General features: G+C 42.2%; 13 protein-coding genes. 8 read left to right on the top strand and 5 right to left on the bottom strand.

The window, feature by feature from the left end; all coding sequences use genetic code 11:
- Positions 1-90 precede the first annotated feature (90 nt).
- The gene (locus tag OW495_RS03875) at positions 91-1,170 is read left to right on the top strand and encodes a hybrid-cluster NAD(P)-dependent oxidoreductase (RefSeq protein ID WP_102513457.1); all 1,080 of its coding nucleotides are present in this window, start codon (positions 91-93) and stop codon (positions 1,168-1,170) included.
- A gap of 245 nt (positions 1,171-1,415) precedes the next feature.
- Here the strand turns inward: OW495_RS03875 and OW495_RS03870 are convergent, their stop codons facing one another.
- Positions 1,416-2,852 carry a glyceraldehyde-3-phosphate dehydrogenase gene (locus OW495_RS03870; protein WP_017105329.1) on the bottom strand — a complete coding sequence of 479 codons (1,437 nt, stop codon included), beginning with the start codon at positions 2,850-2,852 and terminating at the stop codon, positions 1,416-1,418.
- A gap of 908 nt (positions 2,853-3,760) precedes the next feature.
- Here OW495_RS03870 and OW495_RS03865 point away from each other — a divergent pair.
- Positions 3,761-6,325 (top strand): ATP-binding protein, encoded by a 2,565-nt coding sequence (locus tag OW495_RS03865; protein WP_102513458.1) that lies wholly within the window; start codon positions 3,761-3,763, stop codon positions 6,323-6,325.
- A gap of 97 nt (positions 6,326-6,422) precedes the next feature.
- Here OW495_RS03865 and OW495_RS03860 read toward each other — a convergent pair whose 3' ends face one another.
- The 3 genes from OW495_RS03860 to OW495_RS03850 all read right to left on the bottom strand — a co-directional run bounded on the left by OW495_RS03860 (position 6,423) and on the right by OW495_RS03850 (position 7,915).
- On the bottom strand, positions 6,423-6,659 hold the full coding sequence (locus tag OW495_RS03860; RefSeq protein ID WP_017110768.1) for a hypothetical protein: 237 nt from the start codon (positions 6,657-6,659) through the stop codon (positions 6,423-6,425).
- Between the two features lie 162 nt (positions 6,660-6,821).
- Positions 6,822-7,448: a hypothetical protein gene (locus OW495_RS03855; protein ID WP_017110767.1), complete on the bottom strand. Its 627-nt coding sequence runs from the start codon at positions 7,446-7,448 to the stop codon at positions 6,822-6,824.
- 152 nt (positions 7,449-7,600) lie between these two features.
- Positions 7,601-7,915: a DUF496 family protein gene (locus OW495_RS03850; protein WP_017105326.1), complete on the bottom strand. Its 315-nt coding sequence runs from the start codon at positions 7,913-7,915 to the stop codon at positions 7,601-7,603.
- 195 nt (positions 7,916-8,110) lie between these two features.
- Between OW495_RS03850 and OW495_RS03845 the strand changes: the two genes are divergently transcribed.
- From OW495_RS03845 to luxQ, 5 genes are all read left to right on the top strand, one after another.
- Positions 8,111-8,311, top strand: a complete 201-nt coding sequence (locus OW495_RS03845; protein WP_065105353.1) for a hypothetical protein — start codon at positions 8,111-8,113, stop codon at positions 8,309-8,311.
- A 63-nt stretch (positions 8,312-8,374) separates the two neighbouring features.
- A complete protein-coding gene (locus OW495_RS03840) occupies positions 8,375-9,031 on the top strand; it encodes a YceH family protein (protein WP_102513459.1) in 657 nt (218 codons plus the stop codon).
- Positions 9,032-9,346 (top strand): GIY-YIG nuclease family protein, encoded by a 315-nt coding sequence (locus OW495_RS03835; RefSeq protein ID WP_102353650.1) that lies wholly within the window; start codon positions 9,032-9,034, stop codon positions 9,344-9,346. It begins immediately after the preceding gene.
- A 308-nt stretch (positions 9,347-9,654) separates the two neighbouring features.
- Complete coding sequence (locus OW495_RS03830; protein WP_102486096.1) at positions 9,655-10,749, top strand: substrate-binding domain-containing protein; 1,095 nt, start codon at positions 9,655-9,657, stop codon at positions 10,747-10,749.
- Positions 10,749-13,331: a quorum-sensing autoinducer 2 sensor kinase/phosphatase LuxQ gene (luxQ, locus tag OW495_RS03825; RefSeq protein ID WP_102513460.1), complete on the top strand. Its 2,583-nt coding sequence runs from the start codon at positions 10,749-10,751 to the stop codon at positions 13,329-13,331. Before OW495_RS03830 ends, luxQ begins: the two co-directional genes overlap by 1 nt.
- Positions 13,332-13,347: 16 nt before the next feature.
- On the opposite strand, the gene OW495_RS03820 is transcribed toward luxQ, so the two are convergent.
- Positions 13,348-14,007 carry a PilZ domain-containing protein gene (locus OW495_RS03820; RefSeq protein ID WP_102513461.1) on the bottom strand — a complete coding sequence of 220 codons (660 nt, stop codon included), beginning with the start codon at positions 14,005-14,007 and terminating at the stop codon, positions 13,348-13,350.
- Between the two features lie 197 nt (positions 14,008-14,204).
- Here OW495_RS03820 and OW495_RS03815 point away from each other — a divergent pair, with 197 nt between their 5' ends.
- Entirely contained in the window at positions 14,205-14,555 is a 351-nt protein-coding gene (locus OW495_RS03815) for a HopJ type III effector protein (RefSeq protein ID WP_102513462.1), read from the top strand.
- The last annotated feature ends 18 nt before the right edge of the window (positions 14,556-14,573 follow it).

The raw sequence follows: 14,573 nt of genomic DNA, 5'->3' as shown, positions 1-14,573 counted from the left end.
TTGTTGTGACGTTTTTAATAAAACAAACAGCTGCGGGGCTTTTTAGATTTAAATCTTTAGTCATTTAATCATCAGTAAGGTGCGTGAACTATGTATGCATGGTCGGATAGCGATTCAATCAATTTAGTGTGTTTAAAGAAATGGCACGAGACGCCAGATACGGTCAGCTTTGAGCTTGGCAGTATTCCACAAGACTTACATTTCAATTTTAAGCCAGGGCAATTCATTACTCTGGGTTTAGATATGCCGACGAAAACAGATTATCGCGCCTATTCTGTGGCTTCTTGTCCTGAAGATAATCGCCTGAAGCTCACGGTGAAACGTGTGGAAGGTGGCTTGGTTTCGAACTTTATTGTTGATGAGCTTGATGAAGGTGATGAGGTTTCTGTATTGAAGCCTGCTGGCGCGTTTAACTGTATTGATTGCATGCCAACAGCGACGAAAAAAGTGACGCTAGTGAGTGCAGGTTGCGGTATTACACCTGTGATGGCGATGGCAAAATATTGGCTGGCTCAAGGCAGTGATATTGAGATCGACTTCGTGCACATGGCACGCAATAAGCGTGAGACCATTTACTTTCAAGAACTACATCAATTAGATGAGGCGCACAGCAACTTCAATCTTAAATTGCTGCTAAAAGACAGTGAAGGAACATTAGCTCCTCAAGGTCGATTAGATAAGAATTGGTTAGTAAAACTAAGCCCAGATATTTTAGACCGAACTGTTTATCTGTGCGGCCCAGTTGGCTTTATGGAAAACATAGAAAGTTACCTGAAAGAACTAGAATTCAACATGGAAAATTTCTATCAAGAAAGTTTCACGCCAGCGAACCCAAACACGGATTCACTGGCCAATAGCAATACAGCTTCAGAAGAGTCACAAGCGGAAGCGTCTGCAGATTCAAATGGCGCTGTTAAGGTGTTTGTTCCTGCATTTGGCGCAGAAGTAGAAGCGGAAGCGGGTACACCACTGGCTGATTCGTTAGAGAAAGCTGGTGTTCCGATTATTATTGCCTGTCGCAGTGGGATTTGTGGTTCTTGCAAGTGCAAAGTAAGCAAAGGTTCAGTGGAATCAAGCAGCCAAGAAACATTGACGCCAGAACAGATTGAGCAAGGTTATGTCCTTGCGTGTTCGAGTACGATTCAGTCAGATGTTGAGGTTGAGCTGTAACAGATGTGAAGTCGAGCTTTGTTAGAACGGTAAAAACAAAGTTGGCGTAATAGAGACCAAAATAAAAGTAACAGATGTAAAAAGGCCACTTAGATCAGATAGAGAGAGCAGATCTAAGTGGCAACCTTCCTGTTTATACGGGGGAGTAAAACAAGAAGGGTTGCGAAGCCCATAATAGACTTCGCAGATATAATTATTATGTTGTGGAGCCGTTTGCGCTGAGTCAGTTACAAGATCGAAGTCGTTTAAACTTCAGGGTATGTCTTGTAACGAACACCCATCATCTGTTCCATACAGTGAACAACCTGACAGCTGTAGCCAAACTCGTTATCGTACCAAATGTACAGAACAGCGCGGTTGTCTTGCGCGATAGTTGCAACACCGTCAACCACACCTGGGTGGCGAGAACCAACCAAATCGGTAGATACAATCTCGGTTGAGTCGGTGTAATCAATCTGTGCAGATAAAGTTGAAGATAGCGCCATTTCACGCAGGTATTCGTTCAACTCTTCTTTGTTTGTGCCTTTCTCAAGGTTTAGGTTTGCTACTGCCATTGAAACGTTTGGCGTAGGTACGCGAATCGCATTACCTGTTAGCTTACCTTCCATTTCTGGCATCGCTTTTGATACCGCTTTAGCAGCACCAGTCGATGTCAGTACCATGTTCAATGATGCAGCACGACCACGACGATCACCTGAGTGGAAGTTATCGATTAGGTTTTGGTCATTGGTAAATGAGTGAACCGTTTCGATGTGACCTGATAGGACACCAAACTTGTCGTGAACCGCTTTTAATACTGGCGTAATTGCGTTTGTTGTACAGCTTGCAGCAGAGATGATCGTGTCTTCTGGTTGAATGTCATTTTGGTTTACACCAAATACAACGTTCTTGATTTCACCTTTGCCTGGCGCAGTCAGTAGAACCTTCTTCGCACCATTACACGCAACGTGTTGGCTTAGGCCTTCAGCGTCACGCCACACACCTGTGTTATCAACCACAAGTGCATTCTCGATACCGTAAGATGTGTAATCCACTTCTGCTGGCTTGTTTGCGTAGATAACTTGGATGAAGTTACCGTTAACGATGATCGCTTTACGTTCTTGGTCTACAACGATGCTGCCGTTGAATTGGCCATGAACAGAGTCACGACGTAGCAAGCTTGCACGTTTTTCTAAGTCACCATCTTTGCCGCCACGAACAACAATTGCACGTAAACGCAGTGGGTAACCTGGGCCACTTTTCTCGATCAATAGACGAGTGAGCAAGCGGCCAATACGACCAAAACCGTACAAGACAACATCGCGAGGTTCTGTCATCGCATCGCCTTCAAGCGATTCTAAAAGTGCAGTTTGTAGGAAATCATCCAACCCGTGTGTGTCTTCGCGATCTTGCCAGAATGTATGAGCAAGGCGGCCAACATCGATACGACATGGAGATAAGTCCATAGAGAGAAGGTGTTGAATGATTGGTTGAGTCTGTTCTGCGGTAAGCGGAGAACCTGTGTAACGTTTTGCGATGCGGTGAGCTTTGATGATGTCGATAGTTGTTGCGTTAACCAGTGTTTTACCGAAGAGGATAACTTCAACGCCTTTTTGGCGGTACAACTGACCTAAAGTAGGAGCGATTGATTCAGCAATAGTTTGACTAGTTTGCCAGTCTAGGAGGTGCTTTTCGGGACTCATCTTTACTCGGGACCTTTCACGTTAATTTCTGCAATCATAGCGAATGTAGGGTAGCTATGAGTGCATAGGGGAATTGAGCTATCTAAGCTTTTGTGGTCTTTAACGCCACTTAAAATGCGCTTGATATGCCTTGTGTGTAACTTGTAATTTTTATGTGGCAGGATTGTAAGGTACGACGGGTTATTCTGCTAGGAAAAATAAATGCAGATAAATTATCTGTAAATTGGTGTTGGCTTAGTCATAAATCAAGCTTTTAGCGTTAATAAAGGCTATTGACTTTAACAATCTGTAGCACTTAATTTTCGCCAAAAAATACTCAAATCAAAATATGATATGTAATACAGGTCATAGTGATCATTAAAGATGTGATCATTAACTCAAGTTACACGTAAACGGTAAACAACAGATAAGCAAACCGACCGTTTTTCCTGTTCGACCTTGGCATAAGTTAAGGTAGAGTGCGAAAAGTGCATGACGCAAACGATTAGATCTCACAAATTTCACCTAATTGTCGACTTTATTAATGTCTAGAGTTGTTACTCACTGCCTTGTGGGACCGATAGGCTTTCTTTTTCACTTGTTATGCGAGTGATAATAACTAGATAAATCTAGCTTCACTTAACTTGTTTGTACCTTTCTTGAGTTGACCTCATGGGTTTACACCTCATTGACTCAAATAAATACCTCCCACTCTTAGAGCACCGAAAGTGATGCCAGTTGATATAAATGTCTATTCTGGGCTCAGAGTATCGTCAGTTCATATCCAATTTGATCAATAACCTCTGTTAATGTCCTATCCTTAACTTGGGCTAGGTAAAATTACTGTCGGGAAGGGAGTCGTTATAAAAATGATAAACATGTCAATTAGATGGCGTCTTATTTTTCTTTCCACGGTTTCTGTATTCATTATGTTTGGGTTTACAGTCAATGAAGTGCTAAAGAACGATAAGAAGATGAACTACCTTGAAACAACACGTATTAAGGTCGAAGCGATTCAATCTTTCAATACTATTTCAAGTAATGCCTATCGATGGTTGGTTCTGTCTAATGACTCTCCTGAGAAAGGTCAGCTGCTTTTAAAGTTGCAATCAGAACTGGATAGACTCACTCAGTATGAAATAAGACTTCAACAGTTCGATACTAATTGGAGTGTAGAACCGCAGTTGGTCGAACTTAAAAAAGTTTTGATGAGCCTTGCTCAAGTGACAGAAAGTACCGACAACACACAGCTCACAGAACGCGCCTTCGATTTGCTAAAAGCCGTGTTGATGGAGCTGTCTGAATATCAAATGATCTTGGTAGATCAAGATATCGGCCAAGCAGAGGCGATGTTTGTCCATCTGACTAATTACGTATTCTGGACTCAGAGAGAGGCGTGGTTAAGCTACAGTTTGTATCGCTCTCCAGAATTGAAAAACCAATATCTACTGAGTTATGTTGGTGCTTTGGAAAGACAACAACAGTTATTAGACACGTTTTTTCGTTCGGGCACTCGCTCTTCAAGTATTAGACAACTGCTAAACACTGTCGCCAAAGATAAACTTCAAGACAACTTCACATCACGAATCCTCAAAGGGGACTTCTCGTCACCCGAAATCTATGACCATTTGAAAGGTTTAGAGCTGAAAAAAAGGGCTATTTCACAAGCGATTGGTGCTTACACCAAGCAACTGCAATCAGATCTGACAAAGAACATCGCATTGCAAAAACGGCAGACCTTGGTCATGACGCTGCTGATTTTGGTTGCTTCAGGTGTTTTGCTTTGGCTCGGTATCGCTACTTCTCTGCGTTTGAATCGTAACTTATCGCTGATTCTAAAAGGGGTGTCGGAGTGCGCAGATAGCTATGGCAAGCCTAAGATGATTCACACTCAAGGGAACGACGAGCTTTCTGAATTCACTGAAACGCTAAACCGTATGATGGAGCGTAATTATCATCACAACCAAGAGTTGATTGAAGCAAAAGAAGATGCGGTTTCAGCAAACAAAGCCAAAAGTGCTTTTCTAGCAAACATGTCTCATGAAATACGTACGCCGCTCAATGGAATTATTGGTATGGCGGAGATTTTATCTCAGAGCCAACTGAGCGCTAATCAGCAAGAAGTGCTTGGGGATATCGAATCGTCTTCCCACTCCTTGCTGGTTCTACTCAATGACATTCTCGATCTTTCAAAAATTGAGTCGGGTAACTTGATGTTGTCGCCGCATAATGCCGACTTGAGAGAGGCTGTCTATGACTCTGTGAGTGTGATTCTGTCGAAAGCGATGAGTAAAGATATTGAACTCGACATTAATATTGACCCCCAAACGCCACCACAGCTCTTCTTTGATGAGTATCGTGTTAGGCAGGTGCTCACCAACTTACTATCGAATGCGATTAAGTTTACGTCTAAAGGATCAATCACCACAGATATTGCCTATACGCCCATGTCGTTAGGTCGAGGTAAGCTTGATTGTACCGTGACTGACACTGGTATCGGTATCGAGCCAGAGAAACTAGAGTCGATCTTCGAACCTTTCACACAAGAAGATGGCAGTATCACTCGACAGTTTGGAGGCACAGGTTTAGGGCTTGCGATTTGTCGACAGCTTGTTGATTTGATGGGAGGGTATATCAGCGCCCAATCAGTGAAAGGCGAAGGTTCCACGTTCTCGTTTTGTCTGTATGTCGATATTATAGAAAGCCACATTCAAACGTTCGAGAATCTGAGTCATGCAACGATAATCTCAAATTCCTTTAATTACTTAGATCAGATGGTAAAAGAGTGCGAGCGTTTTAATATCCGAGCGCAGGTGGTTCCATCGATCTCTAAGCTGGATGCAAGTATTACCGAGAGTGACTTGATACTTTATTGCCATACGTTACATCACTCTATGGACAAAGATCTTGCTGTGCTGAAGGAGCTCTATCCTCTTTCTCGTGTGATCGTGTGTCAACATCACCTATTTAAAACAAACTTGATCACGGAACCTGTTCACTCATCTCATACTTTACCCTTCTTGGGTAAACGATTTTTAAATAGCTTATTGTCGCTCGATATCGGTGAACAAGAAGTTGAGCAAGAGGAACTTGAGACGGAAGAAATTCGCTCGTTGAATCGACGTATATTGATTGTCGAAGATAACTTGATGAATCAAAAGATAGCGAGCTTCTTTCTTGAGAAAGCTGGCTATGAATATCTGATTGCCAGCAATGGTCAAGAAGCGGTAGATGTGATTACTCAAGGCGCTCAGTTTGATGCGATTCTAATGGACTGTATGATGCCTGTCATGGATGGCATTACCGCAACTAGAGCGATCCGAGATTGGGAAACAGAGCAGGGCGTTACGCCATTACCGATCATTGCCCTGACAGCCAGCGTGTTGGACGAGGACATCAAAGATTGCTTTGAAGCCGGTATGAATGCTTACTTACCTAAACCTTATAAATCCCACCAACTTTATGACCTTTTTAGCAGCTTAGATATCGTTTGAGCTAACGAACACCTCGTTGATGAATACGTTGATCGTACTTCAATGATCCGAGGTGCGTGGAATGTAAATGGTGCTGTTATTAATGGTTGTTCTATTCCTACCTTACTTCTAGCCCTAGGTTATATTGAGCAAGACAGCGACCGACATAACTAATCTTTAGCAAGGCAGCCACCAATATCGTACTGATGTGCGCAACGACTTGAATTGGCAGTGAGAAATGGTCGGCCATAGGATAAGCCACTATGATGCTAAGAAGCATAAGCAGAGCCGTTATTGCTAAACTGAAGTTTGAAACAGAAAGTAGAGTTTGAAAGCGTTGAGTCATCGTCTTCATGTGAATTCCTAATTGCTATTAATAATGATGATACTTATCAATAGCAATTAGTGTTCCATTTTTATTTATTGATTTAAATCAATTTGTTATAGTTTTGCCTTTTATTTTAGTGTCAAATTGACATGGTTTTTATTGTGGTCATTGTGACTCTATTGTGTTTATTTACCATTGCCTGAATCCACAAGTATCAATATGGAACCGAACTCCAGAATATAAACCCAGTCCAACGTTATTCTTTTGCCCAAATTCAGCATGAATTTTTTTAAGCTTCACGTGGAGATCTTCGCGAGTAATATCATTCGCGGGCACTAAGTCTAAGGCACAAAACTCCAAGTGTTTACTTCGTAGCGCACCACCCGCTTGTTGATTATAGATATCGGTTCGCTCCCCTGAGACAGGGATAACAACCCCGATTTCGGGTTCAATATATTGTTGGATGTATTTGAGGGTGTTAATCATGTTGGGAACGTGCTTTTTATTGGGAAGGGTAAACAGCGTGGTGTTGCTCATCGCCCAATCGGTTCCTTGCAACAGAACTAAGTGCAGAGGCATGCTTTGTGTGATGCCGTTGTCTTTGAATTGTTGTCCGACTGCTTTGACTTGGTCCTGTGCATGATTAAGAAGCATCCAGCCTCGGAATGCTGATCTCGTGGGAACTTTGTAACCATGAACATCGACCACGAGGTCGTCATAAGTAATTTCTTGTTCTTCGGTATAAAGCTTCTCAAATTCTTCAGGGTAGGGTTGTGCCGTTGATAGCGCTAAGGTAATCAGAATACTCGCGTACATAAGGTCACTCCATTGCTTAGGTTCACTCAGCTACTTATATCCACTCAGTGATTTACGTTCGCTTAAGTATAGACGTTAGTATTTGGGTATAAAAAAACCCACTACAAAGAGTGGGTTACTAACATTGTTGCAAGTAAATTCGCTAGGTTAGATTACTTCTTACCTTGGATTTGCTTGTCTTCTTCTGTCAGTTCACGAATACGGCGGCTGATGTCACGGCGAGCTTTAGAGATCTCCGCACTTTTGATGATGTGATCATCAACGCGGTCTTCGTAGTCAGCTTTCATATTTTTGATAATGCCTAGGATCTCGTCATGAGTCATTTCTGGCTTGACGTAGTCAAGTAGGTTATCAAGAAGGTCGACACGCTTACGGTTGTCACGAACTTTCTTTTCGTTGTCTAAAAGTTCACGCTTAAGTTTGTTCTTACGTCGTGCTTGGTTAACAATTTCAAATACGCTGCTCATAGATTCCTTTTCCTAATCGTCAAATACGTTGTCTGGTTCTGATTAAAGCACATCAGTTGGTGTTGTAACAGTCTTTAGATCAAAGCAAAAGTAAGGTTGTATAATTATTCGACACTCTCGCTCAAGTGCGATTGTTTTTATCTAAGAGTTCAAGTTAGTATCCAGTATAGATACTTCATTGATACGAAATGTGAAATGAATCAACAACAATTAGAAACAGACGATCTGGTAGAGGGTGTTACCGAATCTTCAGCAGAACAAAGCAAGCTTCGAGAGGCGTATGTCAAAGAACGTACTTATCTGGAAGTCGTGGAAATAGAGCTAAACCGTTCTAAAATCATAATGATTGACGAACAAGGCCGAAAGAAAAGAGTACCTATTTTGTCTGAGCACTAGTCATCATTGGCTGCATTCTTCAGTGTTGAGACGGAGTAATCAAAATAATAAAAAGGAAAAATGATGAACACAGTACTTTCCCCAATTGAAGCGAGAATTATCGGTTGTTTGATCGAGAAAGAAGTTACCACTCCTGATCATTACCCGTTAACGTTGAACAGCTTAACCACTGCATGTAACCAAAAGAGTAACCGTGAGCCTGTGCTCTCTCTTTCTGAGTCTGAAGTATTAGACGCTGTTGATGGATTAATAGCACGTCGTCTTGTCAGTGACGAAAGCAGCTTCAATAGTCGCGTGAATAAGTATCAGCACCGTTTCTGTAATACTGAATTTGGTGATTTGCAATTTACTGAGCAAGAGCGTGCGATAGTCTGCTGTATGCTTCTTCGTGGCGCACAAACGCCTGGTGAACTGCGCACAAGAACAGGTCGTCTTGCAAATTTCAGCGATGTTAAGGAAGTGGAAGCTACGCTAGATAAATTAGCCGTAAGAGAAGCGGGTGCTTTGGTGGTGAAGCTGCCACGCGAAGCGGGTAAACGTGAATCGCGTTACCAACATTTATTGAGTGGTGAGGTGGATGTTGAGTCATTTGCAACTGCGCCTGTAGGTGCTTCTCAACCAACTGCGAATAGCGGAAGACTTGAAGAGTTGGAAACCGAAGTCGCGAGCCTAAAGGCAGAAGTTGCTGAGCTTAAAGAAATGGTTGAATCACTACTTTAGATGCCTACCTTAGATAAAAATGCGGGTTGGGTGGTGTACTTGATCCGCAATCGTCACAACGCTCTTTATTGCGGTGTAACGAATAATTTAGAACGCCGATTTGAACAACATCAAACCGGTAAAGGTGCAAAAGCCCTTAAAGGAAAAGGCCCACTTGAGCTGGTTTGGAGTTTTGATGTCAGGTCAAAAAGTGAGGCATTGAAAACCGAATACGCGATCAAACAATTACCTAAGCCTCGCAAAGAAAAATTGGTATCACTCAAACTAATTATTGAGTGGCAAGAAGACCAAATTCAATATATCGAAGTCTCATAATTCATAGCTAAAATACTCGTTATTGATTAAACCTTAACAATGCAATCCTCTCCATGAAAACAACTTAAATTACTGAATATAAAGGGTAATTTGATCTTGTTTGATCGGCTCGATCTCATCATAGAACTCACTCATTACAGTCTCAGTTCCAAATTGACATATTGCACATTTAGAATGTCGTTCTAATTAGTGTTAGACGCTATCATTTATCATCGTTGTCCTACATAATATCTTGTAGCCATACAAAGATATGGTGTCATGCTAGGTTAAAAAATGAGCCAAAGTAGCTCATATGAAACGAGAAAAATATGAAACGTTTACTGATGTTGTTGGGACTTGCCGTATTTTCTGCGCCCGCTCTCTCCCATGGTACCCATGTCCTCAATGGTTATTGGGAATACCAAGATTACCTTTCCAAATTTCCAGAGCAAAAAGCACTGACCGATAAAATGATCGAGGCTGTGCAAAACCACCCCGTTCCCTTAAGAAAAATTCAAGACGAACCCATCACAATCTCAGTGGTGTATCCGGGGCAACAGATCTCAGACTATTGGGTTCGCAATATCGAAGCTTTCGAAAAAAGGCTCGATAAGCTGAGAATTAACTATCAGATAAATCAGGTGTTTACGCGAGTGAACGCGGATATCACCCAGCAAAGTATTTCGCTACAAGAAGCCATTGAAAACAAAACGGACTACTTAATTTTCACTCTTGACACCACTCGTCACCGTAAATTTATTGAACACGTTTTGACGTCAACGGATACTAAGCTGATTCTCCAAAATATTACTACCCCAGTTCGATCATGGGCTGATAGGCAGCCATTTATGTATGTGGGTTTCGACCATGCGACAGGTAGCTTGAAGCTGGCCGAGTACTTTAAAAGTAACAGTAAATCAGACAGCCAATATTCGGTTTTGTATCGTTCAGAAGGCTATATCAGTGATGCTCGTGGAGACACTTTTATCCATGACGTGAACACCGATACTAACTTTGCACTCAAGTCTTCTTTTTACACTAAATCGGATAAAGAAAGCGGTTATCAAGCGGCGAAAATCAGCATAGCGAAAGATAAAGACCTAGACTTTATTTATGCATGTGCAACTGATGTGGCATTGGGTGCCGCAGATGCCATTCGTGAATCAGGTAGAGATATTCTTCTTAATGGTTGGGGAGGCGGTTCTGCTGAGCTTGAAGCCATCGAAAGAGGTGATTTAGACGTGACTGTGATGCGGATGAATGACGACACTGGTATTGCAATGGCAGAAGCCATTAAATGGGATCTGACGGGTTTAGTAGTACCGACCGTGTATTCTGGCGATTTTGAATTAGTCACCAAAGAAGATTCTCCCGAACGAATTTCTGAACTCAAACAGCGAGCATTTAGGTACTCAGGTCAATAATGAAGAAAAGCTACGCCAGTACACCTAGGAACACCTTAGCCAAACTGATTACCCGTATCATTATTTTAGTGATAGGGGTTATGGCACTTGGCGTGCTTATTCATAATTATGAAACCAGCAGTAGCATTGTAAAGCAAGAGACGAACCGTACGGTTCAGCAGACATCTAGCTTGATACAGAACATGTTTGATTACCGCTTGTCGGTGTTACAAATTCACCAAGATAGCAGTTCGCACAGTGCGGTATTAAGAGAATACTTTAACAGCAATGATGATGAAGAAGCGCTGAGTTACTTTTTCTTTGGTGTTGACCAACGAGAACCAGATCATGCACCGGACTTGCGTTTCGTTTCTACTCATGACGGTGTCGTTTGGGATGATGGCAATGGTCGATTTTACGGTTTGGATCACTCCAACTTGGAAAACATTTCTGGTGAAGTCGCATTCAGCAGTAACTGGCATTTTTTAAAGTTGGTGACGGAGATTGGAGATCGCCATTTATTAGCTCGACGTACGCCGATTGTTGATAATGAAACCGGGGAGGTACTTGGTCAGTTATACATCGCCATTGTCTTGGATAACAACTTCTCTCTTGCTGAATCTATTCAACAGGGCAGTAACTGCGAAAACATTGTTATAGAGGCTCACGGTACGCCAGTGACTTCTACATTCAGTGGGGATGAAAGTTATACGATAACGGATATCCTCAACTACAAACAACATGATCAACTCCCCAGTCATTTTGTGACTATCGCGACGATTAAGATCAATGCGGTCGATACTCCACTCATTATCCGCGCGGTTCAAAAGAACACTAACTTTATTGCGTTAGAAGAAAACTATGAACGCGCAATCATTGTTGTGATTGTCGTGATCATACTCATGTCCTTCTTTGCTAAAGCTTGGATACAGAGAAAGGTCGCGGCTGAACTCGATAAGTTAATGGACTTTACTCGCTCTGCGAGTGGCGATAATGAAGACTACAACAAGTTTGATGGTTCTAATATCTTCGAATTTCATCATATTGGATGCACGTTAGAAGATACTTTTGAACGATTGTCTGAACAAAATCAAAAATTCCAAGACCTGTTTAACTTTGCTCATTCACCGATATTGGTTTGGTCTGATAAAGGCGACTTGATCCAAATGAACCCCGCGGCTCGTATGGCGCTGTTTGATGAAGATGACAACTATGGTGTGATAGCTCAGGAGTTCGAACAACGAATGCTGCCTAATATTCAAATGGTGGTTCAAGGGTCAAAGCTCACGGGTATCAATGTACCGATCGGAGAGAAGGTATTTCGATGGAATATGTCTGCAATCCGAGTAGAGCACGGAATTACAGGGGTCGTGGTACAAGGTCAAGATATTACGAAGCTCATTGAAGCTGAGCGACAGGCTGATCGCGCTCGTGAAGAAGCCGAGCATCTTGCTAACGTTCGCGCCGACTTCTTAGCAAAGATGAGCCACGAGATTCGGACTCCGCTAAACGGCATTCTCGGCGTTTCTCAGCTGCTTAAACGTTCGATTCAGAGCGAAGATAACCGAGAGCAGGTTGATGTACTTTGTAACAGTGCCGAACATCTACTCGCGGTACTCAACGATATTTTGGACTTCTCTAAAATTGAGCAGGGACAGTTCAACATTCAGAAGAAAGATTTTCGCTTAGTCGAGCTTATCAATACGCTAGACAGTATCTATCGTCCGCTGTGTAAAGATAAATCGGTCGACTTTAGCATCGTGAACAATCTAGTTAATGATATTGAACTCTATACCGACCAAGTTCGATTGAACCAGATAATGTTTAACCTACTGAGTAATGCCCTTAAGTTTACTCATAAAGGCAGCATCTCAGTAAGTTTCGAATTGGAGAGTATCTTTAATTCAGACAATGCTGGTTTGATCATTCGGGTTCAAGATACCGGTATCGGCATCGATGAGAGCAAGATAGACGCCGTGTTTGAACCTTTCGTGCAAGAAGAAGAAACCACAACTCGCGAGTATGGCGGAACCGGTTTAGGGCTTACCATCGTTAAGAACTTAGTCGATATGCTGGAAGGTGATATTCAAGTGCGAAGCGCTAAAGGAGAAGGATCTGAGTTTGTTATCGAGATCCCTGTAGAGCTATCTTCACAACCATTATTAGGATCGCCTCTGCAACCTCAGATTGACCCTCAAGCGCTGTTTAGTCATTCCCTTAAAGTCTTGCTGGTGGAAGACAACCACACGAACGCGTTTATCGCTCAGGCTTTTTGTAAGAAGTATGGAATGGTTGTGGTTTGGGCTAAAGATGGCTTAGAAGCGATAGAGTTGGCGAAAGCCGAGGCGTTTGATCTTATTTTGATGGATAACCAGCTTCCTAATTTAGGCGGCGTAGAAACGACCCTGCAATTAAGAAGTGAAATTGGAATATCAACACCCATCTATGCCTGTACAGCCGATGCACAACAGTCGACACGAGACAACTTCATGGCGGCTGGAGCTAACTATGTGATAGTTAAGCCGATCAAAGAGGAATCGTTGCACCAAGCTTTTGTGCATTTCAAAAACGTATATTCAGGCGACATGGAGCAACCGAGCTAACAGAGCGTTCTTGTCTTTATAAAGAACCCGCTGTAAAGGCTTGCTCCAACAGCAACGTTTTCAATTCGTCATTCATCTCTATATGTTCAGGGAACTGTACCCCCAACAACCAACCTTGGCCTTGTCTTTTTTTACTCACAACCTTGTAGACAAGTTCGCTATCTAAATACTCAGTCAGCATCGAGTCGACCTTAATCTTCCAGCCGATATCGATATCCGATTGCTGGGTAATATAGATGCCGCAACCTGATGCAGAAAAGTCCACCAAGGTTGCATCCAATGACAAGGTGTCAAAGGTGACTTCACACTCGAGACGTACTTTGTACCTTTCGTGCTCGCGAATAGGTTTTGTCGCAAAGCTAGAGGGCGGGCGAAGAAATATGAGATGTGCAGGTGAGGTGATATGAGACAGTACATTGGTCTTGAACGCGACAATGTGACCAAGTTCTGTATCGGTAATCGCTCGAATAATGATGTCGACATTACTAAGCTTTCTTAGCGTCAGTGCTTCCGTTGCTTTTTGTGAAAGCTCCAGAATCAAGTACTGATCTTGTTTGTGTCCGATATACAGCGTGCTTATCTGAATAGAGTCATCTGGGCCAAATTCCAACACACCTGCTGTTCTTGTACCGGGTTTAAGGTATCTGAACAGTTCTAAGTTTTTATCTTTATGCATATTCTTCAATGAACAATGTTAATCATCTGTTCAAATAATATAACGTCCTGATAAATGTATGTCATTAGTTTCATTTAAGTAATTGTAAAAGTTGGGTCAAAAAGTGAATGGCTTTCCAATATTAAAACTCAGCTTACTCTTATCTCAAAACACGATACACTGCTGTCGTTAATCATGTACTGATGGAGAAATATTAAATGGAACTGGAAACTTTACTAAACACGCTGACTCAAGCCCCAGAAAGCATTCAATTTGAAGATACAATGCAGGTGATTGAGGCGAACTATGACTTTTCTGAGAGTGAATTTCGTAATGGTGATGTAGTGAATGTCGCGGGACAGAACAATGGTTCGTGTAAGATTTTTGCTTTTGGTTTAGCTCAAGAGCTTTCTCCCGAGCAAACACTGGCTTGTTTTGGGCAGTTTTATCGCAATGATGTATTAGGCTTTCCCGAGAATACCGACCATCAAAATATTCGTAACTTTATGGTTCATGGTTGGAGTGGTGTACAGTTTTCTCAGCCGGCGCTGATTGCAAAAGCGAAGTAAACACTGACCAGGCTAACA

Origin of the sequence: Vibrio sp. 14N.309.X.WAT.E.F5 (assembly GCF_030397615.1) — a bacterium.
In the GTDB taxonomy this organism is placed as follows: domain Bacteria; phylum Pseudomonadota; class Gammaproteobacteria; order Enterobacterales; family Vibrionaceae; genus Vibrio; species Vibrio lentus.
This window is presented reverse-complemented; position numbering and strand designations above follow the sequence as displayed.

Coding starts and splice junctions, on each gene's coding strand:
- OW495_RS03875 (WP_102513457.1), top strand. CDS start 91: ATGTATGCATGGTCGGATAGCGATTCAATCAATTTAGTGTGTTTAAAG.
- OW495_RS03870 (WP_017105329.1), bottom strand. CDS start 2,852: ATGAGTCCCGAAAAGCACCTCCTAGACTGGCAAACTAGTCAAACTATT.
- OW495_RS03865 (WP_102513458.1), top strand. CDS start 3,761: ATGTTTGGGTTTACAGTCAATGAAGTGCTAAAGAACGATAAGAAGATG.
- OW495_RS03860 (WP_017110768.1), bottom strand. CDS start 6,659: ATGAAGACGATGACTCAACGCTTTCAAACTCTACTTTCTGTTTCAAAC.
- OW495_RS03855 (WP_017110767.1), bottom strand. CDS start 7,448: ATGTACGCGAGTATTCTGATTACCTTAGCGCTATCAACGGCACAACCC.
- OW495_RS03850 (WP_017105326.1), bottom strand. CDS start 7,915: ATGAGCAGCGTATTTGAAATTGTTAACCAAGCACGACGTAAGAACAAA.
- OW495_RS03845 (WP_065105353.1), top strand. CDS start 8,111: ATGAATCAACAACAATTAGAAACAGACGATCTGGTAGAGGGTGTTACC.
- OW495_RS03840 (WP_102513459.1), top strand. CDS start 8,375: ATGAACACAGTACTTTCCCCAATTGAAGCGAGAATTATCGGTTGTTTG.
- OW495_RS03835 (WP_102353650.1), top strand. CDS start 9,032: ATGCCTACCTTAGATAAAAATGCGGGTTGGGTGGTGTACTTGATCCGC.
- OW495_RS03830 (WP_102486096.1), top strand. CDS start 9,655: ATGAAACGTTTACTGATGTTGTTGGGACTTGCCGTATTTTCTGCGCCC.
- luxQ (WP_102513460.1), top strand. CDS start 10,749: ATGAAGAAAAGCTACGCCAGTACACCTAGGAACACCTTAGCCAAACTG.
- OW495_RS03820 (WP_102513461.1), bottom strand. CDS start 14,007: ATGCATAAAGATAAAAACTTAGAACTGTTCAGATACCTTAAACCCGGT.
- OW495_RS03815 (WP_102513462.1), top strand. CDS start 14,205: ATGGAACTGGAAACTTTACTAAACACGCTGACTCAAGCCCCAGAAAGC.